Source organism: Pseudomonas sp. SB113, from assembly GCF_040754745.1.
GTDB classification, from domain to species: domain Bacteria; phylum Pseudomonadota; class Gammaproteobacteria; order Pseudomonadales; family Pseudomonadaceae; genus Aquipseudomonas; species Aquipseudomonas grimontii.
The window spans coordinates 16012-42632 of record NZ_JBFMHW010000023.1 but is presented as its reverse complement, the minus strand read 5'-3'; the positions used below and the strand labels follow the sequence as shown (position 1 = coordinate 42632).

General features: G+C 60.5%; 22 protein-coding genes and 1 pseudogene. 14 read left to right on the top strand and 9 right to left on the bottom strand.

Going from position 1 to position 26621, the window contains the following annotated elements; genetic code table 11:
- Window positions 1-82: 82 nt before the first annotated feature.
- Window positions 83-358 (bottom strand): hypothetical protein, encoded by a 276-nt coding sequence (locus tag AB1462_RS24780; protein WP_367248112.1) that lies wholly within the window; start codon window positions 356-358, stop codon window positions 83-85.
- A gap of 79 nt (window positions 359-437) precedes the next feature.
- Here AB1462_RS24780 and AB1462_RS24775 point away from each other — a divergent pair, with 79 nt between their 5' ends.
- From AB1462_RS24775 to AB1462_RS24765, 3 genes are all read left to right on the top strand, one after another.
- Window positions 438-2219 carry a DUF1302 domain-containing protein gene (locus tag AB1462_RS24775; protein WP_090400724.1) on the top strand — a complete coding sequence of 594 codons (1782 nt, stop codon included), beginning with the start codon at window positions 438-440 and terminating at the stop codon, window positions 2217-2219.
- A 26-nt stretch (window positions 2220-2245) separates the two neighbouring features.
- Window positions 2246-3604, top strand: a complete 1359-nt coding sequence (locus AB1462_RS24770) for a DUF1329 domain-containing protein (RefSeq protein ID WP_259194531.1) — start codon at window positions 2246-2248, stop codon at window positions 3602-3604.
- 469 nt (window positions 3605-4073) lie between these two features.
- Complete coding sequence (locus AB1462_RS24765; protein ID WP_090400721.1) at window positions 4074-6575, top strand: LuxR C-terminal-related transcriptional regulator; 2502 nt, start codon at window positions 4074-4076, stop codon at window positions 6573-6575.
- Here the strand turns inward: AB1462_RS24765 and AB1462_RS24760 are convergent.
- Window positions 6572-7444 carry a helix-turn-helix domain-containing protein gene (locus tag AB1462_RS24760; RefSeq protein WP_367248109.1) on the bottom strand — a complete coding sequence of 291 codons (873 nt, stop codon included), beginning with the start codon at window positions 7442-7444 and terminating at the stop codon, window positions 6572-6574. The genes AB1462_RS24765 and AB1462_RS24760 overlap by 4 nt on opposite strands.
- Before the next feature lie 138 nt (window positions 7445-7582).
- Here AB1462_RS24760 and AB1462_RS24755 point away from each other — a divergent pair, with 138 nt between their 5' ends.
- The gene (locus AB1462_RS24755) at window positions 7583-8494 is read left to right on the top strand and encodes a DMT family transporter (RefSeq protein ID WP_090400719.1); all 912 of its coding nucleotides are present in this window, start codon (window positions 7583-7585) and stop codon (window positions 8492-8494) included.
- A gap of 47 nt (window positions 8495-8541) precedes the next feature.
- Here the strand turns inward: AB1462_RS24755 and norR are convergent, their stop codons facing one another.
- A complete protein-coding gene (gene norR, locus AB1462_RS24750) occupies window positions 8542-10086 on the bottom strand; it encodes a nitric oxide reductase transcriptional regulator NorR (RefSeq protein ID WP_090400717.1) in 1545 nt (514 codons plus the stop codon).
- A 147-nt stretch (window positions 10087-10233) separates the two neighbouring features.
- Between norR and hmpA the strand changes: the two genes are divergently transcribed.
- Both hmpA and AB1462_RS24740 read left to right on the top strand, forming a co-directional pair.
- Window positions 10234-11415: an NO-inducible flavohemoprotein gene (gene hmpA / locus AB1462_RS24745; protein ID WP_090400716.1), complete on the top strand. Its 1182-nt coding sequence runs from the start codon at window positions 10234-10236 to the stop codon at window positions 11413-11415.
- 226 nt (window positions 11416-11641) lie between these two features.
- The gene (locus AB1462_RS24740; protein WP_090400715.1) at window positions 11642-12148 is read left to right on the top strand and encodes a disulfide bond formation protein B; all 507 of its coding nucleotides are present in this window, start codon (window positions 11642-11644) and stop codon (window positions 12146-12148) included.
- A 472-nt stretch (window positions 12149-12620) separates the two neighbouring features.
- Here AB1462_RS24740 and AB1462_RS24735 read toward each other — a convergent pair.
- A pseudogene (locus tag AB1462_RS24735) lies at window positions 12621-12912 on the bottom strand (hypothetical protein).
- A 27-nt stretch (window positions 12913-12939) separates the two neighbouring features.
- On the opposite strand from AB1462_RS24735, the gene cyoA reads away from it, so the two are divergent.
- The 7 genes from cyoA (at window position 12940) to AB1462_RS24700 (ending at window position 19809) form a co-directional block, all read left to right on the top strand.
- Window positions 12940-13881: a ubiquinol oxidase subunit II gene (gene cyoA, locus AB1462_RS24730; RefSeq protein WP_053132079.1), complete on the top strand. Its 942-nt coding sequence runs from the start codon at window positions 12940-12942 to the stop codon at window positions 13879-13881.
- A 3-nt stretch (window positions 13882-13884) separates the two neighbouring features.
- Complete coding sequence (cyoB, locus tag AB1462_RS24725; RefSeq protein ID WP_090400714.1) at window positions 13885-15903, top strand: cytochrome o ubiquinol oxidase subunit I; 2019 nt, start codon at window positions 13885-13887, stop codon at window positions 15901-15903.
- A 3-nt stretch (window positions 15904-15906) separates the two neighbouring features.
- Window positions 15907-16533, top strand: coding sequence for a cytochrome o ubiquinol oxidase subunit III (locus AB1462_RS24720; RefSeq protein WP_017734786.1), 627 nt, complete (start codon window positions 15907-15909; stop codon window positions 16531-16533).
- A complete protein-coding gene (gene cyoD, locus AB1462_RS24715) occupies window positions 16533-16874 on the top strand; it encodes a cytochrome o ubiquinol oxidase subunit IV (RefSeq protein WP_010206434.1) in 342 nt (113 codons plus the stop codon). Before AB1462_RS24720 ends, cyoD begins: the two co-directional genes overlap by 1 nt.
- Window positions 16875-16885: 11 nt before the next feature.
- On the top strand, window positions 16886-17773 hold the full coding sequence (gene cyoE / locus AB1462_RS24710) for a heme o synthase (RefSeq protein ID WP_027607620.1): 888 nt from the start codon (window positions 16886-16888) through the stop codon (window positions 17771-17773).
- Between the two features lie 105 nt (window positions 17774-17878).
- Window positions 17879-18577, top strand: a complete 699-nt coding sequence (gene queC, locus AB1462_RS24705) for a 7-cyano-7-deazaguanine synthase QueC (protein ID WP_259194526.1) — start codon at window positions 17879-17881, stop codon at window positions 18575-18577.
- Window positions 18578-18726: 149 nt separating this feature from the next.
- Window positions 18727-19809 carry a pyridoxal phosphate-dependent aminotransferase gene (locus AB1462_RS24700; protein WP_367248107.1) on the top strand — a complete coding sequence of 361 codons (1083 nt, stop codon included), beginning with the start codon at window positions 18727-18729 and terminating at the stop codon, window positions 19807-19809.
- 44 nt (window positions 19810-19853) lie between these two features.
- On the opposite strand, the gene AB1462_RS24695 is transcribed toward AB1462_RS24700, so the two are convergent.
- On the bottom strand, window positions 19854-20570 hold the full coding sequence (locus AB1462_RS24695; protein ID WP_259194525.1) for a hypothetical protein: 717 nt from the start codon (window positions 20568-20570) through the stop codon (window positions 19854-19856).
- 130 nt (window positions 20571-20700) lie between these two features.
- Complete coding sequence (locus AB1462_RS24690; protein ID WP_367248105.1) at window positions 20701-21951, bottom strand: aspartate aminotransferase family protein; 1251 nt, start codon at window positions 21949-21951, stop codon at window positions 20701-20703.
- A gap of 223 nt (window positions 21952-22174) precedes the next feature.
- Between AB1462_RS24690 and AB1462_RS24685 the strand changes: the two genes are divergently transcribed.
- The gene (locus AB1462_RS24685) at window positions 22175-23203 is read left to right on the top strand and encodes an amino acid ABC transporter substrate-binding protein (RefSeq protein ID WP_259194523.1); all 1029 of its coding nucleotides are present in this window, start codon (window positions 22175-22177) and stop codon (window positions 23201-23203) included.
- A 10-nt stretch (window positions 23204-23213) separates the two neighbouring features.
- On the opposite strand, the gene AB1462_RS24680 is transcribed toward AB1462_RS24685, so the two are convergent.
- From AB1462_RS24680 to AB1462_RS24670, 3 genes are all read right to left on the bottom strand, one after another.
- A complete protein-coding gene (locus tag AB1462_RS24680) occupies window positions 23214-24227 on the bottom strand; it encodes a diguanylate cyclase (protein WP_090400708.1) in 1014 nt (337 codons plus the stop codon).
- Window positions 24228-24363: 136 nt separating this feature from the next.
- Entirely contained in the window at window positions 24364-26262 is a 1899-nt protein-coding gene (locus AB1462_RS24675; RefSeq protein WP_315338079.1) for an alkaline phosphatase D family protein, read from the bottom strand.
- A gap of 113 nt (window positions 26263-26375) precedes the next feature.
- Complete coding sequence (locus AB1462_RS24670) at window positions 26376-26576, bottom strand: hypothetical protein (protein ID WP_259194520.1); 201 nt, start codon at window positions 26574-26576, stop codon at window positions 26376-26378.
- Window positions 26577-26621: the final 45 nt, after the last annotated feature.

Genomic DNA, 26621 nt, shown 5'->3' with positions numbered 1-26621 from the left:
CGTTTTATTTCAGGCAAAAAAAAAGCCACTGCAAACGCAGTGGCTGAAGTAAGACGTTGGATCAAGGAGCGACAAATCAACGTCAGTGAACACCGGTAACAGACTGAAAAAACACTTCAATCCATTCAAGCTCGGCTTTTCTTCCGAGAGCGGAAGCGGGCGGTTTGCCCTGAAAGCCAGGCAAGAATAAGCGCTTGTAACAAAATGAGTAATAGCCGATCAGGACAAGGACTGTTACCGATATGGCAACAGTTACCCAGATCGCCATCCATTCTCTTGATAACCCACCATCCACCCGGTCCATGCCCTCCGCCAGACCCAGGCCAGAGCGCCCCGTAATCCTTTCGAGCGACAACACGAATCCCTCCTTGGTGCGCTTATCGCTCCTGATGCGCGGCAGTAGGGTGGGGCCTTCTGTCACTCACCGGGGAAGACGCATGACAAAAACAATAATGCGCGCCATCTTCACGCCACAGGCGCTGGCCGCTGCGGTTGCGTTGGGTTGCTGTGCCCAGGCGCAGGCTGTTTCTTTCAACATTGGCGAGATCGAAGGGCAATTCGATTCCTCGCTGTCGGTCGGTTCGAGCTGGGGCATGCGCGATGCCGATAAAAAACTCGTGGGCACCGTCAATGGCGGCACGGGTCAGGCTTCCACGGGAGATGACGGGCGCTTGAACTTCAAGAAGGGTGAGACCTTCTCGAAGATCTTCAAAGGCCTGCATGACCTTGAGCTCAAGTACGGCGATACCGGTGTGTTCGTGCGTGGCAAATACTGGTACGACTTCGAGCTCAAGGACGAAGACCGCGAGTTCAAGCAGATCAGCGACCACAACCGCAAGGAAGGCGCCAAATCCAGCGGTGCGCAGATCCTCGATGCGTTTGTCTATCACAACTATTCCCTGGGCGATCTGCCGGGCACCGTGCGCGCCGGTAAACAGGTGGTCAGTTGGGGTGAAAGTACCTTCATCGGCAACTCGATCAACAGCATCAACCCCATCGACGTGTCGGCATTCCGTCGTCCCGGCGCCGAGATCAAGGAAGGGCTGATTCCGGTCAACATGCTGTTTGCGTCCCAGAGCCTGACCAACCAACTGACCGTGGAAGGCTTCTACCAGCTGGAGTGGGACCAGACGGTGCTGGATAACTGCGGCACGTTTTTCGGCGGGGATGTGGCGGCGGATGGTTGCACCGGTAACTACACGGTGGGTAGCCCGGCAATCGCGCCGTTGCAACCGATTGCAGCGGCACGCGGCCAAGGCTTTGTAGTGACCCGCGAAGGCGTGGTGGTGCAACGCGCTGGTGACCGTGATGCACGGGACTCCGGCCAATTCGGTGCAGCCTTGCGCTGGCTGGGCGATGACACGGAGTACGGCCTGTACTTCATGAACTACCACAGCCGCACGCCGACTGTGGGCACGATTACCGCCAACACCAATCTAGCGACCATCGGTGGTATCGCGGCGGCTGCCCCGGCCGGCTTCGGTTCGGCCCTGGCCCAGAGCACCATGCTCGGCCGTGGCCAGTACTACCTCGAGTACCCGGAAGACATTCGCCTGTTCGGCGCGAGCTTCTCCACAACCTTGCCTACCGGCACAGCGTGGACCGGGGAAATCAGCTACCGGCCCAATGCCCCGGTGCAGTTGAATTCCACCGACCTGACCCTGTCCCTTATCAACCCGATCGCCGGCCAACTGGCCTCGCCTATCCGCAGCAATTTCGGCAGTGACAACAAGGGCTACCGCCGCAAGGAAATCACCCAGATCCAAAGCACCATGACCCAGTTCTTTGACCAGGTGCTGGGTGCTGAACGCCTGACCCTGGTGGGCGAAGCCGCCGTTGTGCATGTGGCCGGCCTGGAAGACAAATCCAAGCTGCGTTACGGCCGCGACTCGGTGTATGGCGCCTACGGTTTCCAGGGTGACACCGACGGTTTCGTCACCTCCACTTCCTGGGGCTACCGCGCGCGCGCGATCCTCGACTACAACAACGCGCTCTTCGGGGTGAACCTCAAGCCCAACCTGTCCTGGTCCCATGATGTGGCCGGCTACGGCCCTAACGGGATCTTCAACAAAGGCGCCAAGGCCATCAGCGTTGGCGTGGATGCGGACTACCGCAGCACCTACACCGCCAGCCTCAGCTACACCGACTTCTTTGGCGGTGACTACAACACCCTGACAGACCGCGACTTCCTCGCCCTCAGCTTCGGCGTGAACTTCTGATTTGGCTTAAAGAAGGACAAGAATCCATGCGTAAGACAATTGCAGTGTTGGCCCTCAGCCTGTTGGCCTCCCACGTGATGGCGGCGGTGTCGCCGGAAGAGGCGGCCAAGCTGGGCACCACCCTGACCCCGGTCGGCGCCGAAAAAGCCGGCAACGCCGATGGCTCGATCCCGGCCTGGACCGGCGGCATCCCGAAAAACGCTGGCGCAGTGGACAGCAAGGGCTTCCTCGCCGACCCGTTCGCCAGTGAAAAACCGTTGTTCGTGATCACCGCGGCCACCGTCGACAAGTACAAAGACAAACTCTCCGACGGCCAGGTGGCGATGTTCAAGCGCTACCCCGAGACCTACAAGATCCCGGTGTACCCGAGCCACCGCACGGTCAACCTGCCACCGGACATCTACGAGTCGATCAAGCGCAGCGCGCTGAACGTCAAGGCGATCAACGACGGCAACGGCCTGGAAAACTTCACCGGTAACCGTTACTACGCGTTCCCGATTCCCAAGAATGGCGTGGAGGTGCTGTGGAACCACATCACCCGTTACCACGGCGGCAACCTGCGCCGCATCATCACCCAGGCCACCCCGCAGACCAATGGCAGCTACACGCCGATCCGCTTCGAGGAAGAAGTGGCGGTGCCCCAGGCGATTCCCGATATCGACCAGGCCAAGGCGGCCAACGTGTTGAGCTATTTCAAGCAATCGGTCACCGCCCCGGCGCGCCTGGCGGGCAACGTGCTGCTGGTGCACGAGACCCTCGACCAGGTGAAGGAGCCGCGCCTGGCCTGGATCTACAACGCCGGCCAGCGCCGCGTGCGCCGCGCACCGCAGGTTTCCTATGACGGTCCGGGCACCGCGTCCGACGGCCTGCGCACCACCGACAACTTCGACATGTTCTCCGGCGCCCCCGACCGCTATGACTGGAAGCTGGTCGGCAAGAAAGAGATGTACATCCCCTACAACAGCTACAAGCTCGATTCGCCGTCGCTCAAATACGACGACATCATCAAGGCCGGTCACATCAACCAGGACCTGACCCGTTACGAACTGCACCGCGTCTGGGAAGTGGTCGGCACGGTCAAACCGAGCGAGCGGCACATCTACGCCAAGCGCCACATGTACATCGACGAAGACAGCTGGCAAGTCGCGCTGGTGGATCACTACGACGGTCGCGGCCAACTGTGGCGCGTCGCCGAAGGTCATTCGCAGTTTTATTACGACCACCAGGTGCCGGCCTACACCGTCGAGACCCTGTACGACATCATCGCCGGGCGCTACATCGCACTGGGCATGAAGAACGAGGAGAAGAGCAGCTTCGTGTTCGGCTTCGCGGCCAAGGCAGCGGACTACACCCCGGCGGCATTGCGGGCTGAAGGCGTGCGCTGATCACGGATCGAAGTGGGGGCAAAATGTGGGAGGGGGCTTGCCCCCGATGAGCATGGGTATCTACACAACTTTTGCTCAACGCTGAACGCCCGGCAGATAGGGTTGTTGTGGCGAGCGGGCTTGTCCCGCGTTGGGCTGCGTAGCAGCCCCAAAACCAGCCTCCACAGAGTGTCTGATACACCGCGTTCTTTCTTACTGGGGCTGCTTCGCAGCCCAACGCGGGACAAGCCCGCTCGCCACAGGGGAACTCGCCAGTCTCTGAAAATTGTGTAGATACCTATGCCCCGATGAGGGAGTAGCAGTCACTGGATTGGTTGACTGATACACCGCCATCGGGGGCAAGCGCCCTCCCACATTGGGTTTTGTGCATGGCCCTCAATCACCCTGCTGAATACTTCTTCAACAACCACCCGCCACAGGACTAGGGTAAGCGCCAGGTTGCATAACAATAAGAACGCAGGATGCAGCAATGACTGCCATGACACGCTGCCTGGACCGTCCTGGATTCATGCCTCGGCTGTCCGCTCACCATCTGCTGCGCCCACGCCTGGCCGAGCCCTTGCTGGCGGCCCAGGCCAGGGTCAAATTACTCTGCGCGCCCGGTGGCAGCGGCAAGAGCGCGTTGCTCGCCGAGTGTGCGTTGCAAGCGCCTGCGGGGTGCCAGGTGTACTGGTTGCCGCTCAATGGCGCTGCCCTCAGCCCCCTCGACCTGTGCCTGCGGCTCGCGCAAAACCTGGGCCTGACGTTTACCGATGAAACCACCTTGCTGCTCGACCTCAGTCGCTGGCAGGCCTCGGCGTGGCTGTTCCTCGATGATTTTTGCCGCTTGCCGACGCCCGAGACCGACGCCTTGCTCGACCGCTTGCTCAGCGCCAGCAGCCCGGCCCTGACCTGGTGGCTGGGCGCGCGGCGGCGACCGGCGTGTAACTGGCCGCGCCTGCTGCTCGACGATGAGTTGCTCGAATGTGGTACCGAACTGGCCTTCAGCCCTGTGGAAATCCAGCAACTGCTCAGCCATGCGCCCGGGCATTCGGTCGACAGCGTGCTGCAGTTCAGCGCCGGCTGGTGCGCGGGTGTGCGCATCGCGCTGCTGGGCGACGGGCACCCCGACAAGACCTTGCTCGACTACCTGCAACACGAGCTGTTCAGCACACTGCCGCCGGAGCTGGTGGAGGCCTGGCGCGTACTGGCTCATCTGCCGCGCTTCAATGCCGGCCTGTGCGAGCACTTGTTCGGCGCGGGAGACGGTGACCAGTACCTGAAAGATTTGCAGGTGCTCGGCGCCTTTATCCAACCGTGGGAAGACACCGATTGGCTGCAGGTTTTTGCACCCCTGGCGCACCTGATGCAGAACGAACCCTGGCCGGCCAAACGCTCCTGGCATCGACGCGCCTGCCAATGGTTCTGCGCCGAGCAGGACTGGCAGGCCGCCTTCGAACAGGCGCTGCTGGCCGAAGAATATGAAATGGCGGTGAGCCTGTTGCAGCACTTCAGCTTCGAGGACCTGTTCCGCCAGCAGAACGCCGTATTGCTGTTGCACCTGCATGAGCAGCATGGCGATGAATTGATGCTCGGCTCGCCGCAACTGGTGGGGCTGGTGACGGCGGCGTTGCTGTTTGCCGGGCGCTTCGAACAGGCGGCGGTGTGCATCGATCAACTGGCCCGGTTTGCCCCGCAACCGACGGCGGCGCAACAGCGGTATTTATTGGCGCGCTGGCAGGCGCAATGGGGCTGGTTGCTGCACCTGGGCGGCGATGCCGAGGGTTCGCGCCTGCATTTTCTTGAGGCGCTGCAAGCCTTGCCCGACAGCGCGTGGACCTCGCGGCTGATGTGCCTGTCGGGCCTGACCCAGCAAGCCTTGTTGCGTGGCGAACTGGACGTGGCCCAAGGCCTGAACCGCGAAGCACTGTGCCTGGCACGCGCCAATGGTTCGTTGCTGCTGGAGGCGCTGCTTGAGCTGGATCACGCTCAATTACTGGAACAGCGCGGTGCACCATATCGGGCCCAGAGCCTGCTGGAAAATGTACAAGCCATATTGCTTGAACAGCGGCTCAAGGCCGGTCCCTTGGTGGGACGTATCGCCTTGCGACGCGGGCATCTGGCCTTGCGCCAGGGCCAGGACAGTCTGGCCGCCGAGTGTTTCGACACGGGCTTGAAGATGTGCCTGCACAGCCAGGACAAGCGCGTGCTCTATGGCTTCCTCGGCCTGGCGCTGTTGGCTGCCAACCGTGGCGATTACGCCCAGGCCTTTATCCAGTTGCGTGAAGCCGAGCGATTGATGCAGCAACGCCAAGTGCCGGACACGGTGTACCGCGCGGTGCTGCTGTTGGTCAGCGGGCACTTCTGGTTGCAGCAGGGGCGCGCCGAATTGACCGTGGAAGCGGTGCGCCGCGTGTTGCGTCACTTCCGTGGGCCGCTGGCCAAACAAGCACCACCGGCCACCCTGGAACTGATCCCGCGTCTTGAATACCTGTTGGTGCTGGCGGAGGTGAAACTGGGCTGCGCCGATCAACCGCTGGAACGGCTCAACGCCTTGCTGCAGGCCACGCATCAGCGCGGCATGCTGTGCCTGGAAATCGAACTGCACCTGGTGCTGGGCGAAGTCGCCTGGCAGTTGGGTGATCCGGCCCTGGCGCGCCGCTCGCTGCAAGCCGGCCTGGAACTGGCCGGCCGTTGCCAGGTGCAACAAGCGATTCGCGAACTGCGTCTGCGCGCGCCGGGACTGCTGAGTGAGCTGGGCCTGGAGCCTCAGGCGTCAACGGCCGGCACGGTGGAAAACCCCTTGAGCCAGCGCGAACTGGAAGTGCTGCAATTGATCGCCCTCGGCAGTTCCAACCTCGAGATTGCCGACCGCCTGTTTATCTCCCTGCACACCGTCAAGACCCACGCGCGGCGCATTCACAGCAAACTCGGCGTAGAGCGCCGCACCCAGGCGGTGGCCAAGGCCAAGACCCTGGGCTTGATGGTTTAGATGAACGCCTGACGGTATTCGCCGGGCGTGGCGCCCATGGCCTGGCGGAAGCGATGGGTAAAGTGGCTGGCGCTGGAGAAACCGCACAGCAAGGCTATCTCGCCCAACGGCAGGGCGCCGCCACGCAGCAGGCTTTGCGCGCGGGTCAGCCGGCGCGCCAGCAGGTACTGATGGGGTGGCAGGCCGAAACTCTGGCGAAACATCCGCGCGAAATGGTACTCCGACAACGCGCACAACCCAGCCAGTTGCCCAAGGCTGATGGGGTCTTCCAGGTGCTGGTCGATGTAGTCCATCAGCAACCGTCGTTGGTAGGCGGCAAGCCCGCCTTTCAAGCGCAGGCCTTCGCGGGCGCCCACCTGGCTGAGCAGGGTGTGGCTGAGCATTTCATGGGCGAGGCTGCTGGTGAGCAGGCGTTCGGCGGGTTCGTGCCAGTTGAGGGCGATCAACTGGTGGAAGCGTCGGGCCAGGCGCTCGTCTTCCAGGAACGTGCTTTCCCGCAGCTCCAGCGTGCGCGGTTCGCGGTCAAGCAGGGTGACGCAGCCCAGGGCAAACTGTTCCGGGCTGAAATACACGTGGGCCAGGCGGATCTCACCGTTGATCACCCAGGCCGATTGGTGCTCGGCAGGCAGGATGCACAGCTTGTCGGGGCCGCCCTTGGTGCCCGGCTGGTCACGCCGAAACGTGCCGGTGCCGCCATCGACATAGCAGGACAAGGTGTGATGGCTGGGCGCCTGGTAGTCCTGGGAATCATGATGGTTGCTCCACAAGGCCGCGGACAAGCCGTCACCGAGCTCGGCGCAGGCTTCCAGGCGTGCGTGGGGCGAGCGGTTAAGGGCTTGGAAGACTTGCAGGGATTCCAGGTCTGACATGGTGTGTGTTCTCCGACGCCTTGCATCCTACTCCGCGAGGCTGGCGCTGTGATCCCGTCGCCCGACAAAAGCGCAAGAATGTGCAAGAGCCTTGCCCGGGTTGAGGGCGACACTGTGGCTCAATCGATGGAGCCCGTTATGAACCTTTCCCTGTATTTACTCACCGTGCTGATCTGGGGCACCACCTGGATTGCCCTCAAATGGCAACTGGGCGTGGTGGCGATTCCCGTGTCCATCGTCTACCGCTTCGGCCTGGCGGCGCTGGTGTTGTTTGCGTTGCTGCTGATCAGTCGCAAGTTGCAGGTGATGAACCGGCGCGGGCACCTCATCTGCCTGGCCCAGGGGCTGTGCCTGTTTTGCGTCAACTTCATGTGCTTTCTCACCGCCAGCCAATGGATCCCCAGCGGCCTGGTGGCGGTGGTGTTTTCCACGGCCACGCTGTGGAATGCGCTGAACGCCCGGGTGTTCTTCGGCCAGCGGGTGGCGCGTAACGTGTTGATGGGCGGCGGCCTCGGGTTGGCGGGCTTGGGCTTGCTGTTCTGGCCGGAACTGGTGGGGCACACCGCCAGCCCGCAGACCTTGCTGGGTTTGGGGTTGGCGTTGCTGGGGACCATGTGTTTCTCGGCGGGCAATATGTTGTCGAGTCTGCAGCAGAAGGCTGGCCTGAGGCCGCTGACCACCAATGCCTGGGGCATGTTGTATGGATCCTTGATGCTGGCGACCTACTGCGTGGTGCGTGGCATTCCGTTTGAGATGGACTGGAGCGCGCGGTATGTCGGCGCCCTGTGGTACCTGGTGATTCCGGGGTCGGTGATCGGTTTTACCGCTTACCTGACCTTGGTCGGGCGCATGGGGCCGGAGCGCGCGGCGTATTGCACGGTGCTGTTCCCGGTGGTGGCGCTGAATGTGTCGGCGTTTGCCGAAGGCTACCAGTGGACCGCGCCGGCGTTGGCGGGGTTGGTGCTGGTGATGGTGGGGAATGTGTTGGTGTTTCGTAAGCCCAAGGTGGCTCAGCCGGTGAATCCGATCCTTCAGGCAAAGCAGGTCTAATGTGGGAGGGGGCAAGCCTCCTCCCACATTTGACCGAGTTGGTCTTGCTATTTCATACCGAGGCGCTTGGCCATCCGGCCGAGGTTGGCGCGGTCCAGGCCCAGTTCGCGGGCGGCGCTGGCCCAGTTGTGCTGGTGGCGCTCCAGGCAGGCGTTGATCACTTGGCGCTGGTAGTGCTCGGTGGCCTGGCGCAGGTCACCGGTGACGGCAAGGGCGGCTTCTGTCGGTGCTTCGATCACCGGCGTGCTGACGTCGGGCAAGTCCAGGTCCTGGGCACTCAAGCTCAGAATCTTCGGACGCTCGCGACAGTTACCCAGCGCTTTCAGCGCACTGCGGCCGATCAAATGTTCCAGCTCCCGCACATTGCCCGGCCAGTTATAGGCCAGCAGCGCCGCCTGGGCATCGCTGGTCAGGCGCAGGCTGCCCAGGCCCATGCGTGAGCGGTTCTGCTCCAGGAAGAAGCCGGCCAGCAGCAACACATCACGCCCGCGCTCGCGCAGTGCCGGCACTTGCAGCGGGTACACGCTCAGGCGGTGATAGAAGTCGGCGCGGTAGCGGCCGTTGCGCACTTCATCGGCGAGGTCGCGGTTGGTGGCGGCGATCAGGCGCACGTCGACCTGGTGTTCCTTGTCCGAGCCCAGGCGCTGCAACTGGCCGCTTTGCAGCACCCGCAGCAGCTTGGCCTGCACGCTCAGCGACAGCTCACCCACTTCATCCAGAAACAATGTGCCGCCATTTGCCAGTTCGAACTTGCCGCGCCGTTCATTCAGCGCGCCCGTAAAGGCGCCACGCACATGGCCGAACAACTCGCTTTCCACCAGGGTTTCCGGCAGGGCCGCGCAGTTGAGGCTGATCAGCGGTTTGTCCGCACGGGACGACGCCGCGTGAATGGCCTGGGCCACCAGTTCCTTGCCCACCCCGGTTTCGCCAGTGATCAGCACCGTGAGGTCGCTGCCACCCACCAATTTGATTTCCTCCACCAGGCGCTTGTGGGTTTTACTCTGGCCGATCATTTCCTTGTGCTGCTGGCCGCTGGCCTGGCGGTAGATCTCGGCACGCTGGTGTTCGTCTTCGGCGCGCAACGCCAGGCGCTCGATACGTTCGGCTACGTTGACGGTGGCGGCGGCGAGGCTGGCGAAGGCTTGCAGGGCGTCCAGATCCACGCGTTCGAAGCGTTCGGTGTCCAGCGCGTCCAAGGTCAACAGGCCCCAGGGCTGGTCGTCGATAAACAGCGGGCAGCCCATGCAATCGTGGACTTCCAGATGGCCATGCAAGCCATCGACCAGGCCGTCGTAGGGGTCGGGCAATTCGCTGTCACTGTCAAAGCGTGTTGGCCCATGGCTGCTGAGCAGCACGGCGAAGCGCGGGTGTTCGCTGACCTTGAAGCGGCGGCCCAAGGTGTCAGGCCTCAAGCCGTCCACAGCCAAAGGCACCAACCACTCGCCGTCCAGACGCAGCAACGCAGCGGCATCGCAGGGCAGCAGCGCGCGCATGGCTTGCAACAGGCGGCGATAGCGCTCACCTTCGGGCAGTTCCCGTGACAGGTCGGCGACCAGCGGCAGCAGGGTAGTGAGCAGCGAATGTGCAGTCATAAAGACTCCTTGTAGTCCTTATGACTATAGACCGTAGGAAGTCATACTGACTACATATTATTCAACTCGTTGAAATTCAAGGATTTATAAGTTGGCATGAATACTGAGTAACTAAGGGTAATCAGTAAAGAAGCCCAGGAGGCTCCCATGCTTAGTGCCCAAGACCGTGCCATCGTCAAATCCACCGTGCCCCTGCTGGAAAGCGGCGGCGAAGCGCTGATCACCCATTTCTACCGCATGATGCTCTCCGAGTACCCTGAGGTCCGCCCGCTGTTCAACCAGGCCCACCAGGCCAGCGGTGACCAGCCCCGCGCCCTGGCCAACGGCGTATTGATGTATGCGCGGCATATCGACCAGCTCGACCAACTGGGCGACCTCGTGGCGAAGATCATCAACAAGCACGTGGCCTTGCAGATCCTGCCGGAGCATTACCCGATTGTGGGCGCTTGCCTGCTGCGGGCGATTTCCGAGGTGCTGGGCAGCGAGATCGCCACCCCTGAAGTGATGAATGCCTGGGGCGCGGCTTACGGCCAACTGGCGGACATCCTGATTGGCGCGGAAGCGGCCATTTACGAAGAGAAGGCCCAGGCTCCGGGTGGCTGGCGCGGTGCGCGGGCGTTCACCGTGGTCAAGCGTGTAGAGGAGAGCACCGAGATCACCTCCTTCTATTTCGCCCCGGTGGATAACGGCCCGATCCTCTCTGCCGCGCCGGGCCAGTACATCGGCATGAAGCTGGTGCTCGACGGTGAGGAAGTACGCCGCAACTATTCACTGTCGGCACTGAGTGATGCGGGTGAGTACCGCATCAGCGTCAAGCGCGAGGCCGGAGGGCGGGTTTCCAACTACCTGCATGACCAGTTGCAGGTGGGTGCGACGATTGACCTGTTTCCGCCGTCGGGCGAGTTCACCCTGGCTGCCAGCGATAAGCCGCTGGTGCTGATCAGTGGCGGGGTAGGGATCACCCCGACCTTGCCGATGCTGGAGGCGGCACTGGCCACCGAGCGTCCGGTGCACTTTATCCACTGTGCGCGTAATGGCGGGGTGCATGCGTTCCGCGATTGGGTGGATGCACTGGCGGCCAAGCACCCGCAGGTCAAGCGGTTCTACTGCTATGCCGAGGACGACGGCGTGAGCCCGGCGGCGGATAAAATCGGCCTGCTGAGCCAGGAGCAGCTGGCGGCGTGGTTGCCGGAGCAGCGTGACCTGGACGCGTACTTCCTCGGCCCTAAAGGTTTCATGGCGGCGATCAAGCGCCACCTCAAAGCCCTCGGTGTACCGGAAAAACAAAGCCGCTACGAATTCTTCGGCCCGGCGGCGGCCTTGGAGTAACACGGTCAAAAATGTGGGAGGGGCGGTGCGACGATTCGACTTGCCCCCGATGGCGGTGTGTCAGCCAACTCAGCTATAACTGACCCATCGCTATCGGGAGCAAGCCCCCTCCCACATTTAATTCTCCATTCCTGCCGATTAATCCCCTGTTAACCCCTCTCTGTTTAAACCACTCTCTGTGTGTAAACTTGCGGCCATTGGCACAACCAAACAAAGGGATACGGGGATGAGTGACGAATTGCGTTTAGGCAGGGAGCGGCGCTTTCTGGTGTTGCTGGGCATCATCTGCCTGGCGCTGATCGGTGGGGCGTTGTACATGCAGGTGGTGTTGGGCGAGGCGCCGTGCCCGTTGTGCATCCTGCAACGCTACGCCTTGCTGTTGATTGCGATCTTCGCGTTCATCGGTGCAGCCATGCGCACCAAGGGCGCCATCACGCTGTTCGAGGGCCTGGTGGTCCTCAGCGCCCTCGGTGGGGTGGCTGCGGCCGGTCACCATGTGTACACCCAGTTCTTCCCGCAGGTCAGCTGCGGCGTCGATGTGCTGCAACCTATCGTCGACGAACTGCCCCTGGCCAAGGTCTTCCCACTGGGCTTCCAGGTCGACGGTTTCTGTAGCACCCCGTACCCGCCGGTGCTCGGCTTGTCCCTGGCGCAATGGGCGCTGGTGGCGTTCGTGCTGACGGTCATCCTGGTGCCCCTGGGTATCTATCGAAATCGCCAGCGCAAGGCCTGAACCCATCGGCAAAACGCCCCGGTCCTTCTTCAAGGAAGGCCGGGGCGTTTTGCATGTAGGGTTTTGTGAACAGAACGTGACGCCGGACAATTTTGGGTGCGCGCAATGTGCGACATGTTGTCACACGGAAGCCGCCGCAGGACGTTTCTGACCTGCCAAACCCGCGCTTAAATTTGCAAAAAACCTCCAAGATGTGCTGTCAGTTCGTGGGTTGGGCGACGCCACGCACCTCACGCCGTACAAGCCTTTGAGTGATGTCCGAATGCCTTGTTTTATGGGGGGTTGCCTAGGTTTTGCGGGCCCTTACGGAGTGTAAGGGCTGTGACGGTTTGCCCTATAACACGGCAATTTTTGTGGTTTTTGTTGAGAATCGAACGCGATAAGATCGCGAACCATTGCAATATTGGTGAAGGATTATTGCTGTAATCGATAAAAATTATTTCTTTATAAGACATGGTTTATACATCGCTAGCTAACTACAATCGCCCGCACTGAATGTCCGGTGCTGCTCAATCTTTGAGCACTGGAGCGGTCGAGGGGCAGATGGACGGCTCTGTGCGACCCCAAGGTTCCGGCAGCCTTTCAACTATCCGCACCAAAGGGAATTGGTCTGTAACAAGGCCTTTAACCACGAAATCGAATAAGAACTCACCGCAGGCTCGTGAAGCGTACCTATATGACGTGACGGGCAGGCTCTTATTCAATCGAAGAGAAATGCCAACCCTTGGCAGGGTGAAGTGTTGGCGATCAAAACCCAACTGCATTGCGCAAGCTGCTTTAGAGGTCGTGAGATGAGTAAAAACAGGTACCCCCGATTACTAGGCTTTTTGCCGCTGCTTGGCATGATGTTAATGCTGGGAGGCTGCAAGTGGACCTTGATGGACCCAAAAGGACAGATCGGTCTGGATCAACGAAACCTGATCATCACTGCCACCCTGCTGATGCTGTTGGTCGTGGTGCCTGTGATCATCATGACCTTCGCCTTCGCCTGGAAATACCGCGCGTCGAACACCAGCGCGACCTACGCGCCGAAGTGGTCGCACTCCACCAAGATTGAAATCGCGGTGTGGCTGGTTCCGATCCTCATCATCATCGCCCTGGGTTACATCACCTATAAGTCGACCCACGAGCTGGACCCGTACCGTCCGCTGGAGTCCGACGTCAAGCCGATCAACATCGAAGTGGTCGCGCTGGACTGGAAGTGGCTGTTCATCTACCCGGACCTGGGTATCGCCACGGTTAACCAGATTCGCTTCCCTGAGAACACCCCGCTTAACTTCCGGATCACCTCCGACGCCGTGATGAACTCGTTCTTCATCCCAGCCCTGGGCGGTCAGATCTACGCGATGGCAGGCATGCAGACCCGACTGCACCTGATCGCCAACGAAAAAGCTGAAATGGAAGGCATCTCCGCGAACTACAGCGGCGCTGGCTTCACCGGCATGAAATTCAAAGCGATCTCGACGAGCCAGGAAGATTTCAACGCCTGGGTAGCCGAAGTCAAGGCCGCACCTAAACAGCTTGATCAAGCTGAATACGACGCCCTGACCAAACCAAGCCAGAACAACCCTGTCGCCCTGTACTCCACGTATGAGCCGAACCTGTTTCAGAAAATCGTCGACAAGTACGAAGGTATGAAGCCAGGCAAGCCGGTCAAGCACGAGAAGAAAGAAGTGGCCGCGGTTGAAGGTTCTGACACGGGCTCGCATTCAACTGCTGGGGCAGAGGAGTAAACGATGTTTGGTAAATTAAGTTGGGATGCGGTCCCGTTCCACGAGCCGATTGTGATGATTACCATCGCCATGATCGCGCTGGGTGGTCTGGCACTGTTTGCAGCAATCACTTATTTCAAGAAGTGGACCTACCTGTGGACCGAGTGGCTGACGTCGGTCGACCACAAGAAAATCGGCGTGATGTACATCATCGTTGCCATGGTCATGCTGCTGCGCGGTTTTGCCGACGCCATCATGATGCGTACCCAGTTGGCCATGGCCACCGAGGGTTCGCCGGGCTACCTGCCGCCTGAGCACTATGACCAGATCTTCACCGCCCACGGTGTGATCATGATCATCTTCATGGCGATGCCTTTCTTCACCGGCCTGATGAACCTTGCAGTGCCGCTGCAGATCGGTGCGCGTGACGTTGCCTACCCGTTCCTGAACTCCCTGAGCTTCTGGCTGCTGGTTTCCGGTGTTGTGCTGATCAACGTGTCCCTGGGTGTCGGCGAGTTCGCCAAGACCGGTTGGGTTGCGTATCCGCCATTGTCGGGTATCCAGTACAGCCCTGGCGTGGGTGTGGACTACTACATCTGGGCGCTACAGTTATCAGGGCTCGGGACGACGCTGACGGGGGTCAACTTCCTGGCCACCGTCCTGAAAATGCGCGCCCCTGGCATGAAACTGATGGACATGCCGATCTTCACCTGGACCTGCACCTGGGCAAACGTGCTGATCGTGGCTTCGTTCCCGATCCTGGCCGCTACCATGGCGCTGCTGTCGCTTGACCGTTACCTGGATTTCCACATTTTCACCAATGAACTTGGTGGCAATCCAATGATGTACGTGAACCTGTTCTGGGCATGGGGTCACCCTGAGGTGTACATCCTGATCCTGCCAGCGTTCGGTATCTTCTCCGAAGTGATCTCGACCTTTACCGGCAAGCGCCTGTTCGGTCACCACTCGATGGTCTACGCCTCCGGCGCGATCTCGGTACTGGGCTTCATGGTTTGGCTGCACCACTTCTTCACCATGGGTTCGGGGGCGAGCGTCAACGCCTTCTTCGGCCTGGCGACGATGCTGATTTCCATCCCGACGGGGGTGAAGCTATTCAACTGGCTGTTCACCATCTACCACGGCCGTCTGCGCATCACCAGCCAGGTTCTGTGGACCCTGGGCTTCATGGTGACCTTCGCCATCGGCGGCATGACCGGCGTACTGCTGGCCATCCCGGGTGCTGACTTCGTCCTGCACAACAGCCTGTTCGTGATCGCTCACTTCCACAACGTAATCATCGGTGGTGCTGTATTCGGCTACATCGCTGGTTTCAGCTTCTACTTCCCGAAAGCGTTCGGCTTCAAGCTGCACGAAGGTTGGGGCAAGGCTGCGTTCTGGTTCTGGATCTCGGGCTTCTTCGTCGCGTTCATGCCGCTCTATGCACTGGGCTTCATGGGCATGACCCGTCGTCTGAACGCCACCACCAACCCTGAGTGGGTGCCGTACCTGTACGTCGCCATGTTCGGTGCGGTGATGATCGCTGTCGGCATCGCCTGCCAGTTGATCCAGCTGTACGTGAGTATCCGTGACCGTAAGCAGAACGCTTGCGAGTCGGGTGACCCATGGAATGGCCACACCCTGGAATGGTCGACTTCTTCGCCACCGCCGTTCTACAACTTCGCTGTGATCCCTACTGCGAACACCATCGATGCGTTCACCGAAGCCAAGGAAGACGGTACTGCGTACCAGCGACCTAAGCACTACGAACCGATCCACATGCCAAGCAACACCGCCACCGGCGTGGTGATGGGTGCGCTGTTGACCGTGTTCGGTTTCGCGATGATCTGGCACATCTGGTGGCTGGCAATCGTGAGCCTGGTGGGCACCATCGGCTACTTCATTGTCCACGCTGCACGTGATGATCAAGGCTACATGGTGCCGGTCGAAACGATCGAGCGCATCGAAGCCGAGCAGCACGCTCGCCTGGTCGCCGAGAAGAAAATCCCGGCCAACCGTGTAGAAACCTCGTTGGAACAGGCTTAAACCATGTCGAACTTAGTGACCAATGCTGGACACGCCCATGTCGATGACCATGGGCACGATGACCATCACCACGACTCGGGGCCGATGACCGTTTTCGGTTTCTGGCTCTACCTGATGACCGACTGCATCTTGTTTGCGTCGATCTTCGCGGTGTACGCGGTACTGGTAAACAACGTAGCGGGTGGCCCATCGGGCCACGACATCTTCGAACTGCCTTACGTGCTCGGCGAAACCGCCTTGCTGTTGTTCAGTTCGATCACCTACGGCTTCGCCATGTTGGCCTTCTACAAGGGCAACAAGAAAGGCGTACTGAGCTGGCTGGGCCTGACTTTCCTGTTCGGCCTGGGCTTCATCGGCATGGAGATCAACGAGTTCCACCTGCTGATCTCCGAAGGCTACGGCCCGCACCGTTCCGGCTTCCTGTCGGCGTTCTTCACGCTGGTAGGCACTCACGGTCTGCACGTAACTGCCGGCCTGCTGTGGATGGCGGTGATGATGTATCAGGTCAATAAGCACGGCCTGACCAACACCAACAAGACTCGCCTGAGCTGCCTGAGCCTGTTCTGGCACTTCCTGGACGTGGTCTGGATCTGCGTCTTCACCGTTGTTTACCTGATGGGGACTCTGTAATGGCTAATGCACACTCCCATGACCATGACAGCCATGATGCAAGCCACGGCAGCGTTAAGTCTTACGCTATCGGCTTCATCCTGTCGGTAATCCTGACGCTCATCCCGTTCGGTCTGGTGATGTACCCGACCCTGCCGAAATCGATCACCTTGATGATCGTGCTGGCGTTCGCGGTGATTCAGGTTCTGGTTCACCTGGTGTACTTCCTGCACCTGGATCGTTCTAAAGAGCAGCGCGATAACGTGATTGCGTTCGTGTTCGCAGGCCTGGTAATCCTGCTGCTGGTTGGTCTGTCGATATGGATCATGTTCAGCATCCATACGTTCATGATGGCGAAGTGAGGTAAGACCCGATGTCGCTTAAGCACTTTATCCAAATCACCAAACCGGGGATCATTTTCGGTAACGTGCTTTCTGTGGCGGGCGGTTTCTTCCTGGCCTCCAAGGGACATGTCGATCTGGCCATCTTCCTGGCTGCGATGATCGGCACATCCCTGGTGGTAGCTTCCGGTTGTGTCTTCAACAACTGCATCGACCGTGACATCGATATCAAGATGGAGCGCACCAAGAATCGCGTGCTGGTCCAGGGCCTTATCTCCCTGAAACTGGCGCTGATCTTCGCGACCGTCCTGGGTGTTGCCGGTGTGGCCCTGTTGTACCAGGTGGCCAACCCGTTGGCGGCGCTGTTTGCCGTGATCGGTTTTGTCATCTACGTCGGTCTCTACAGCCTGTACCTCAAGCGCAAGTCGGTTCACGGCACGCTGGTGGGCAGTCTGTCGGGGGCGATGCCGCCGGTGATTGGTTATGTGGCTGTGACCAATAGCTTCGACATGGCTGCGCTGGTGCTGCTGGTGATGTTCAGCCTGTGGCAGATGCCGCATTCCTACGCCATCGCGATCTTCCGCTTCAACGACTACCTGGCTGCTTCGATTCCGGTCCTGCCGGTCAAGCGTGGCATCCAGGTCGCCAAGAAACACATCCTGCTCTACATCCTGGCCTTCCTCGTGGCGACCTTGATGTTGACCTTCAGTGGCTACGCCGGCATGAGCTACCTTGCCGTCGCCGCCGCCATGGGCATGTACTGGTTGTACATGGCCTGGACCGGCTACAAGGCGGTGGACGACACCGTCTGGGCGCGCAAGCTGTTCGTGTTCTCGATCTTCACCATCACCGCGCTCAGCGTGATGATGTCCCTGGATTTCCAAGTGCCGAAAGAGCTGTTGCTGACCTACGCACACTGAGTGTCCGAGTAGTAAAAAGGCCCCGCCTTCGAAAGAAGCGCGGGGTTTTTTATTGAGTGACCTTTAAACTATGCCCAAACCCTTACCCCGGCAGGAAGCAAAGTGATGAGTAAAAAAGCCGTTATGGTGTTCAGTGGCGGTCAGGATTCGACGACGTGCCTGATCCAGGCGCTGCCGCTGTATGACGAAGTGCACTGCATCACCTTCGATTACGGTCAGCGCCATGTGGCGGAAATCGAAGTCGCCCAGCAGCTTGCCAGGCAACTGGGGGCCACCGTTCACAAAGTGATGGACGTGTCCCTGCTCAACGAGCTGGCGATCAGCAGCCTGACCCGCGACAACATTCCAGTGCCGACCGTGAACAGCTCCGGGGAAAGCCTGCCGAGCACCTTCGTGCCGGGCCGCAACATTCTGTTTTTGACCCTGGCGGCGATCTACGCGTATCAGGTCAAGGCCGGGACGGTCATCACCGGCGTGTGTGAAACCGACTTCTCCGGCTACCCTGATTGCCGCGATGAGTTCGTCAAAGCCTTGAACCAGGCCCTCAAGCTGGGCATGGAGTACGACGTACGCCTGCAAACCCCGTTGATGTGGCTGAACAAGGCTGAGACCTGGGCATTGGCGGACTACCACCAGCAACTGGACCTGGTCCGCGAGCAGACACTGACCTGCTACAACGGCATTATCGGCACCGGCTGCGGCGAGTGTGATGCGTGCAACCTGCGCGCACGCGGCTTGAATGACTACCTGCAGGACAAAGCAGCGGTCATGCAGAACCTGAAGCGGAAGTTACAGCTGAACTAACCCCAATACGCACCAGAAAAAAGCCCCGTCTTCGCAAGTCGTACGGGGCTTTTTCATGGTGGCTCGGTTAAATCATTCGTCCCTTGTCTCGTCATACCCTTCTATACGAGCTGTGCGAATCCATCACCCGCCTACAAGGAGTAGTCACCATGGTCAGTGTTAGTCGTCGATCCCTTCTCGCCTTCGGCGCCGCCCTGCCTTTGCTCGGGCGCCTGGATTGGGCGGTCGCCGCACCCGCGCCGACCAAGACTGACAAGGTACTGCTCAACTACAACGAAAGCCCCTATGGGCCTTCGACGGCGGCCCGCGAAGCGATGCAGGGCGGCATCGCGACAGCCGGGCGGTATCCGTACAAACACATGTACGCCTTGGCCGGCTTGTTTGCCCAGCAGCACGGGATTGCCGAAGAGCAGGTGGCGGTGTTCGCCGGTTCCATGGCCGCGCTGCGCTACGCGGTGCTGGCGTTCACCAGTGAAACCCGCGGCCTGGTGATGGCCACGCCGTCCTACGAAGTCCCCCGCCAGGCGGCCGAATCACGCAGGGCGCCGGTGCGTGAAGTGGACCTCAATGCCGAGCATGCCCACGACGTCCCGGCGATGCTCGCTGCCGACCCCCAGGCCGGTGTGCTCTACCTGTGTAACCCCAACAACCCCACGGGCACCCTGACCCCAACCGACGCCATCCGTCAGGCGCTGGCGAACAAACCCAAAGGCAGCGTGCTGGTGGTGGACGAGGCCTACATCGACTTCGCCGACACCCCAAGCGTGGTGAGCTGGGTCAAGGATCACGACGACCTCTTGGTGTTGCGCACCTTCTCGAAAATCTACGGCATGGCCGGCGCCCGCCTGGGCCTGGCGATCGGCCACCCGGCGCTGCTGGAACGGCTGGCGGTGTTCGGCGGTGAAAATGTGCCGGCAGGTTCTTCTTTGCTCGGCGGCCTCGCCAGCCTGGAAGATGTGAAGCTGCTGCCACAACGCAAGGCGCTCAATGCCCAGTTGCGCGATGAAACGATCGCCTGGCTCAGGGGCCGTGGCTTCACCTGCACGGTCTCCCAGGCCAACTGTTTCATGATCGACGTGAAGCAACCGGCCGAGCAGGTCATCGACAAGCTTGCCGCTCAGGGCGTGTTCATCGGGCGGGTGTGGAAAAACTGGCCGCAGTGGGTACGCGTGACGGTGGGGAACAAGCGGGAGATGGAACGGTTTCGCGAGGTGTTTGCGGCGACGGTCTAGCGCCGATGTGGGAGGGGCTTGCTCCCACATTCAGTTCGGTGGTGTTACCGCTGCGCGATGCTGTAACCCTCAAACGCCGTCTGCTGTTGCAGCGCAGTAATCACGCTCTTGCGGCTCAGCGGCTGCTCGACGCCGGCGTTATCCACAAAGCTTTCAACCTCAAGCTCGGCTTCATCGCCTTCACCCACAAAGTTGAAACCCAGGAACTCAAACGCCTCACGGTCGACGTTCAACCGCGAGCGTGGCGTGCGCAGCGGCAGGGTGACGCTGATGCCGTCCTTGCTGATCACAAACACTTCGGCTTCTTTTTTGGGGCGAGCAGCCTTGCCTTTGCCGGCGCTTGGGTTGCTGATGGCCTGGTGAGACTGGTTCAACACTTTGAGGGCCAGCCCGTAGACCAGCTCCTGAAACTGCGGATCATCCTTGAAGCTCGACAGGATGCGGCTGATGGAGAACTTGCTGCTCAGGTCTTCGAGGGCGATGTTGTCAGCGGCTTCGGCGTCCTTGAGCTGCTTGAGCTGGCCCATCAGGGCGTAGGCCTTGTCGTCGTCGAAGGCGTCGTGGGCCTGGCGGATGGCGACGCGCAGTTCGCGGATCTGGTCGCTTTCCTTGGAGGTGTGAAAGGCGTCCAGCACCATCTCGCTGATGATCTTGGCGGCTGGCACATGCTGTGAAAGATTGATGGCGTTTTCGTATTCAGCCTTGGCGTGCAAGGCGACTACGGATTCTTCGGCGGATTGTTCGGTGTAAGAATCGGACATTGAAATTTCACTACTTCAGTAAACGGGAGACAAAAAAGCGTCGCGCATTTTCAGCGGGGAGGGAGGTCAGGTCAAGGCAGCACAATGCCCTTATCGCGGAGCAAGGCTGCCGACCGGCGGATGCGGGGGGTTAAACCAACTGCTGGAGGCACGCCTGGAGAATATCCAGTCCTTCTTCCAGCACCGCAGGCTCAATGGTCAACGGTGCCAGCAGCCGAATGATATGCCGCGACTTACCACTGGGCATCAGCAGCAACCCGGCATCCCGCGCCAGGCTCAGCAATTGGGTCAGTTGCTGTGAGGCGGGCGTGCCGTCGGGGCTGGTCAGTTCGATGCCGCGCATGGCACCGACGCCGGTCAGGCGGCCCAGGTACGGCGACAGGTGCTGCGAACGCCAGGCTTCATAGCGGCCTACGATCGCTTCTTCGTGCTGCGAGCCCCAGTCCTGCAAATGCTCATCGGTCATTGCATCGAGGGTGGCCAGCGCCGCTGCGCAGGCAATGGGGTTGCCGGAATACGTGCCGCCCAACCCGCCTTTGGGCAGGTTGTCCATCAATGCCTTGCGCCCGACCACCGCACCCAGCGGCACGCCGCCGGCGATGCTTTTGCCCAGCAGGATCAAATCCGGTTCGATGCCCAGGCGTGAGAAGGCGAAACGCTGGCCGGTGCGACCGAAGCCGGATTGGATTTCGTCGGCAATCAGCAGAATGTTTTTCTCATCGCACAAGCGTCGCAACGCCTGGGCGAACTCGATATCCAAGGCGAGGAAACCGGCTTCGCCCTGCACCGGCTCGATGATGAAACAGGCGACGTCATTGACGTCGATTTCCACGCTGAACAAGCGGTCCATGGCTTTGAGCGCTTCAGCGCAGCTCACGCCGTTATCGGCGCTGGGGTAGGGCAGGTGATACACCGGGCCGGGCAGTACGCCGACCTTTTGTTTGTAGGGCGCCACCTTGCCATTGAGATTGAGGGTGGCCAGGGTGCGGCCGTGGAAGGCGCCGTCAAACGCGATCACCGCCGTGCGGCCGGTGGCGCCGCGGACGATCTTCAAGGCGTTTTCTGCAGCTTCTGCGCCGCTGTTGGTGAGCATGCCGCTGACGGCGTAGTCCACCGGGATAAACCTGGTCAGGCGGTCCATCAGTTCGATGTAGGGCGTGTGGGGCGCGGCGTTGAACGCGTAGTGGGTCAACTTCGTCGCCTGTTCACGAATCGCCGCCACCACGCCCGGGTGGCAATGGCCAAGGTTGAGCACGCCGATCCCGCCGACAAAATCGATATAGCGTTTGCCCGTGGTGTCCCAGACCTCGGCGTTCCTGCCATGGCTGAGGCTGATGGGGTGAACGATGGAAATCGACTGGCTGATGGTTTCGCGGCTCATGAATCTCGGACTCGGCAGTGGCGGGCGTGTTTTTATCTAAGCCGTGGGCCAGGCCCTGCCGCAAACGAAATAAAGTCGCCGGGTCATTCCAAATCGGAAGGAGCTGTTGCCAAAAGGTCGTTTGTGGCAACGCGGCAAACCCGTCGATACTCCCCCGGCAGCATCAGAAACAGGCGCGGGCTATGTGGCGCCGAATAACAAGAAACGACAGGGAGAGCCTCGCATGAACCGATTCAAAATGACCTTGGCCATGATCAGTGCCGCCGCCACCTTTGGCCTGGCCGGCAGCGCGCACGCCGGTTCGACCCTCGACGCAATCCAGAAGAAAGGTTTTATCCAGTGTGGGGTCAGCGACGGGTTGCCCGGTTTTGGCGTGCCTGACAGCCAGGGCAAGATGACCGGCATCGATGTGGACGTGTGCCATGCCGTTGCGGCCGCCTTATTCGGTGATGCATCCAAAGTGAAATTCACCCAATTGACTGCCAAGGAGCGTTTCACCGCCCTGCAGTCCGGCGAAATCGATGTGATTTCGCGCAACACCACCTGGACCAGCTCCCGCGACTCGGGCATGGGCCTGGTGTTCACGGGCGTGACCTACTATGACGGCATCGGTTTTCTGGTGAACAACAAGCTGGGAGTCACGGCCGCCAGGCAATTGGACGGCGCAACCGTGTGCATCCAGGCCGGCACCACCACCGAACTCAACGTTTCCGACTATTTCCGTACCCATGGCATGAAGTTCACGCCGATCACCTTCGACACCGCCGACGAAAGCGCCAAGGGCCTTGAAGCCGGGCGTTGCGATGTGCTCACCACTGACCAGTCGGGGCTGTATGCCCAACGGATCAAGATGGCCCACCCGGATGAGTTTGTGGTATTGCCGGAAGTGATTTCCAAGGAGCCGCTGGGGCCGCTGGTGCGCAAGGGCGATGACGAGTGGTTCAGCATCGTCAAGTGGACCCTGTTTGCGATGCTCAACGCCGAGGAAATGGGCATCACCTCGCAGAACGTCGAAGAGCAGGCCAAGACCACTAAAAATCCGGATGTTGCGCGACTGCTGGGCGCCGATGGCGAGTACGGCAAGGACCTGAAACTGCGCAAGGATTGGGTGGTGCAGATCGTCAAACAGGTGGGCAACTACGGTGAGGTGTTCGAACGCAACATTGGCCAGGGCAGCGTGTTGAAGATCAAGCGCGGCCTCAATGCCCTGTGGAACAACGGCGGCATCCAGTACGCGCCGCCGGTGCGCTGACAGGCTTGGCTTACGCTGACACCCCATCTTTCCCCGCCGCCTTGGCGCGATATAACGCCTGATCGGCACGCGCCATCAGGGCGGCAGGGGATTCATCCATACGGCGCTCGGCCACCCCCAGGCTCAGGGTAACGGGCAGGTCATCGCGCAGCGGCATCTTGCGCATCGTTTGGCAGATGTTCTCGGCCAATTGCGTGGCGGTTTCCAGCGAGCTCTTGGGCAGGACCACCATGAACTCATCGCCGCCCCACCGGGCCAGCAGGTCGCCTGGGCGAAGGCAACTTTCCAGGCATTCCACGACCTGCACCAGGGTCTGGTCGCCCACGCCGTGACCGTGTCGGTCATTGATCGGCTTGAAGTCATCGATATCCATCGCGATCAATGCCAGCGGCAGGCGAAAACGCTGGGCCCGGTCGCACTCTTCCAGCAGGGCTTTTTCCAGGCGATAGCGGTTGGCTACGAGGGTCAGGGCATCCCGTTCGGCCAGGGAGCGGTTTTCGTCCAGTTGCAATTGCAACTGCTGGTTGACCCGTGACAACTCGCGCGTGCGCTCGGCCACCAGCGCCTCAAGGGATTGGTTGCGCCGCTCCAACTGTTCGACGGAGCACTTGCGTGTATGAATATCGCGATGGGCGCCCACCATCCGCGCCACCGAGCCGTCGGCGTTACGTGCAATCACGTAGCCCCGGTCTTCGATCCACAGGTAGCTGCCATCTTTTTTGCGGCAACGGTATTCGACTTGATAATGGGGGGCGCGACGGTTGATGTAGTCATCAAACAGCGTCATCACTTGGGGGTAGTCTTCCGGGTGGATGACGGTCTCCCAGGTGAACACGCTGTTTTCCAGGGAGTGGCGGGGGTAGCCGAGCATTTCGTACCAGCCTGGGTTGCGGTAGACGAACCCGGTATTGGCGTTCCAGTCCCAGATTCCGTCGCTGACCAGCTCCAGCACGGTATGCAGCATGTCGGCGTTGAGGTGAGAGAAATCACTCTTCAGTGTGCTGTCGCCGGAGGTATCGTCCATCTACGCGCTCCTTGCCCGGGCCGGCATTCAGTGCCAGCCCTGTTGACGCCGATACTCCGTGGCTGGAGCTACTGTACAACGGGGCTTGTGCGCTTTGAATAGGGCGGATGGCCGGCCATAGAAAGGTGGCAATAGGCTATTTCTTCGGCGCCGTCATCCTCGTACGCGCTTTCCCATCGGCGTTGTGCTGGTAAATCGCTTCCGGCTGGCCGTGTTCATTGAAAAACACCTGGCCAATTCCCGCCGAATTCCACAACCGCTCACCCGCTTCGGCATGCTCCGGAATATGCGGTATCACTTGCATGGTGCGGCGGCGAGTAAACCAGTTGAGGGGCGAACGCGGCGAGTACAGCCAGCGGTTGAGGCGGTCGAACCACTCCAGCAATCGCGGTGGGAATTCGTTCTTGATGCCGCTGCTGGTGATCTGCCAGATCCTGGGCCCGGCGTTGCGATGGCGGATCAGCACTTCGTAGACGAACGAGTAGTGCACATCGCCTGAGAGGACCACGTAGTTACCGGGTGTGCGCGAGTGGCGAAAGATGTTGAGGATCACCTGTGCCGCGCCGCGATGGGCCATCCAGTTTTCCGCGTCCACCAGCAAAGGGTGGCCGCACCAACTGAAGATTTTCTGCACGGTCTCGATCAGCTTGACGCCAAAGATCGGCGCGGGGGAGACGATGATGGCCGAGGGGTGGTCGAGCAGTTCCTGTTGCAGTTCGCTCAAGGCTTCCCAGTCCAGCAGGCCGGACGGTTGCTTGAGGGTGAACTCGCTGCGCCAGCGCCGGGTACGGGTGTCGAGCACCACCAGGGCGGGCGTGGTGGGCAGTACGTAATGCCATTGCTGAAATTTCAGCAGCGCTTCGAGCAGTTCATCCTGCGCGCTCGCGTCGAGGTGATCGGCCTGGGCCTGGGCAGTGAGCGTCCGGGTTTGGCTCACCAGCTCATCAAAGGCGTCCGGGTTATTACCCCAGCCTTGGCACAGCAGGTACGCCAGCAGGGCGTTACCGATGATGCGTTTGGAGAAGGGATGGCCGTAGGCGGTTTCTTCCCATTGAGCGCTGAGGTTCCAGTCGTCGGTGATGTCGTGATCGTCAAAAATCATCAACGTGGACAGGTGGGCGAAGACCCGCGCAACGCCTGGCAGGCCTTTGCAGAAGAGGTCGATCTGCACCTGTTCGCGGTGATAGCGCTGTTGTTCGTCGGTACTCAACACCGGTGGTTGCGGGTTGATAAGGCCCCAGGGTGTCGGTGACCAGACCAGCAGGTACATCGCCATCACTTCGGCGAAGGTCACCAAATGGTTGTCGGCGGTGCTGCTGGTGAAAATCGGCTTTTTCACACCACCAAAAAATCGCTCGCGCAGGGTTTCGTTGCTGTCCAGCGCGGGCAGCAGGTCGGCGCGATGGTAATAGCTGGCGCGATGCCCGTAGAGGCTGGCGCTGTCGTCCACGACTGCGCCTTCCAGGTATTCATCAAACAGGCCCAAGCGTGCGATCAGCGCATGGATCGCCCGCAGCATGGGCCCGGCGACATCGTCTGCATACACCTGATCACCGCTCATCATCAGCAGCGCCGGGCGTTGGGCGGGTGTGTGTGCCTCGGCCAGCAGGCGGTCGACACACAGCAAACCTTCGCCCGCCGGGTGATGCGGTTTGCGGCAGGAGCCATGCACCAACTGATGGATGCGGCTATGCAGGACAAAGCTCGGGCAGTGGGCGTTGGCATACACCAGGTGCGGCGCCCATTCGGCGATGCCCGTGTCGTCGATCAGCAGGTCATAGCCGATGACCACGTCCTGGGGCAGGGCGTCGTCCAGCGGCACGTCGATCAAATGAATAAAGGCGTGGCGGCCTACCGGGACGATTTCGCATTGGCCCCGATTCAGCGGGATATCGCGGTTCTGCCCGGCGATGTGCAGTCTCAGGGTCAGCGCCAGTGCTTGGCTGCCTACCAGCCACAGTACCAGGCGCCGGGGCTCCAGGCGGCGCAGCAACGGACCGGCCAGGACGGTGGGCAAAGTATCGAGGGGTGACATGCAGGCAGGGACTCCTGGCTCTATAAAAAAACAGCGAGGTTAGCGCACTGAATGTCAGTGTTTTGTTAACACCTAACAAAGGGCAGCCCGATTGGGCTGCCCTTTGTTAGGTGTTAAAGCAGGGTTCCTCCAAGGCTATCCAGCGTGCTCTGACTCTTGTGCCTATCGCTGGCCGCCGGGCCGCCAAATTCGATGGTGGACGACTGCTTCCGATTCGGTTCGACGTCGCTCTTCTGGCGCTGGTGCAGCTCGGATTGTTGCAGCACATTCACTGCGTTATCGTTATTCATCGTGTGATGGATGGAAAGAAGCATAGAGAATTCCTTCTGTGAGCTAGAAACTTCACCGTGAATAGTGAA

Coding starts and splice junctions, on each gene's coding strand:
- AB1462_RS24775 (WP_090400724.1), top strand. CDS start 438: ATGACAAAAACAATAATGCGCGCCATCTTCACGCCACAGGCGCTGGCC.
- AB1462_RS24770 (WP_259194531.1), top strand. CDS start 2,246: ATGCGTAAGACAATTGCAGTGTTGGCCCTCAGCCTGTTGGCCTCCCAC.
- AB1462_RS24765 (WP_090400721.1), top strand. CDS start 4,074: ATGACTGCCATGACACGCTGCCTGGACCGTCCTGGATTCATGCCTCGG.
- AB1462_RS24760 (WP_367248109.1), bottom strand. CDS start 7,444: ATGTCAGACCTGGAATCCCTGCAAGTCTTCCAAGCCCTTAACCGCTCG.
- AB1462_RS24755 (WP_090400719.1), top strand. CDS start 7,583: ATGAACCTTTCCCTGTATTTACTCACCGTGCTGATCTGGGGCACCACC.
- norR (WP_090400717.1), bottom strand. CDS start 10,086: ATGACTGCACATTCGCTGCTCACTACCCTGCTGCCGCTGGTCGCCGAC.
- hmpA (WP_090400716.1), top strand. CDS start 10,234: ATGCTTAGTGCCCAAGACCGTGCCATCGTCAAATCCACCGTGCCCCTG.
- AB1462_RS24740 (WP_090400715.1), top strand. CDS start 11,642: ATGAGTGACGAATTGCGTTTAGGCAGGGAGCGGCGCTTTCTGGTGTTG.
- cyoA (WP_053132079.1), top strand. CDS start 12,940: ATGAGTAAAAACAGGTACCCCCGATTACTAGGCTTTTTGCCGCTGCTT.
- cyoB (WP_090400714.1), top strand. CDS start 13,885: ATGTTTGGTAAATTAAGTTGGGATGCGGTCCCGTTCCACGAGCCGATT.
- AB1462_RS24720 (WP_017734786.1), top strand. CDS start 15,907: ATGTCGAACTTAGTGACCAATGCTGGACACGCCCATGTCGATGACCAT.
- cyoD (WP_010206434.1), top strand. CDS start 16,533: ATGGCTAATGCACACTCCCATGACCATGACAGCCATGATGCAAGCCAC.
- cyoE (WP_027607620.1), top strand. CDS start 16,886: ATGTCGCTTAAGCACTTTATCCAAATCACCAAACCGGGGATCATTTTC.
- queC (WP_259194526.1), top strand. CDS start 17,879: ATGAGTAAAAAAGCCGTTATGGTGTTCAGTGGCGGTCAGGATTCGACG.
- AB1462_RS24700 (WP_367248107.1), top strand. CDS start 18,727: ATGGTCAGTGTTAGTCGTCGATCCCTTCTCGCCTTCGGCGCCGCCCTG.
- AB1462_RS24695 (WP_259194525.1), bottom strand. CDS start 20,570: ATGTCCGATTCTTACACCGAACAATCCGCCGAAGAATCCGTAGTCGCC.
- AB1462_RS24690 (WP_367248105.1), bottom strand. CDS start 21,951: ATGAGCCGCGAAACCATCAGCCAGTCGATTTCCATCGTTCACCCCATC.
- AB1462_RS24685 (WP_259194523.1), top strand. CDS start 22,175: ATGAACCGATTCAAAATGACCTTGGCCATGATCAGTGCCGCCGCCACC.
- AB1462_RS24680 (WP_090400708.1), bottom strand. CDS start 24,227: ATGGACGATACCTCCGGCGACAGCACACTGAAGAGTGATTTCTCTCAC.
- AB1462_RS24675 (WP_315338079.1), bottom strand. CDS start 26,262: ATGTCACCCCTCGATACTTTGCCCACCGTCCTGGCCGGTCCGTTGCTG.
- AB1462_RS24670 (WP_259194520.1), bottom strand. CDS start 26,576: ATGCTTCTTTCCATCCATCACACGATGAATAACGATAACGCAGTGAAT.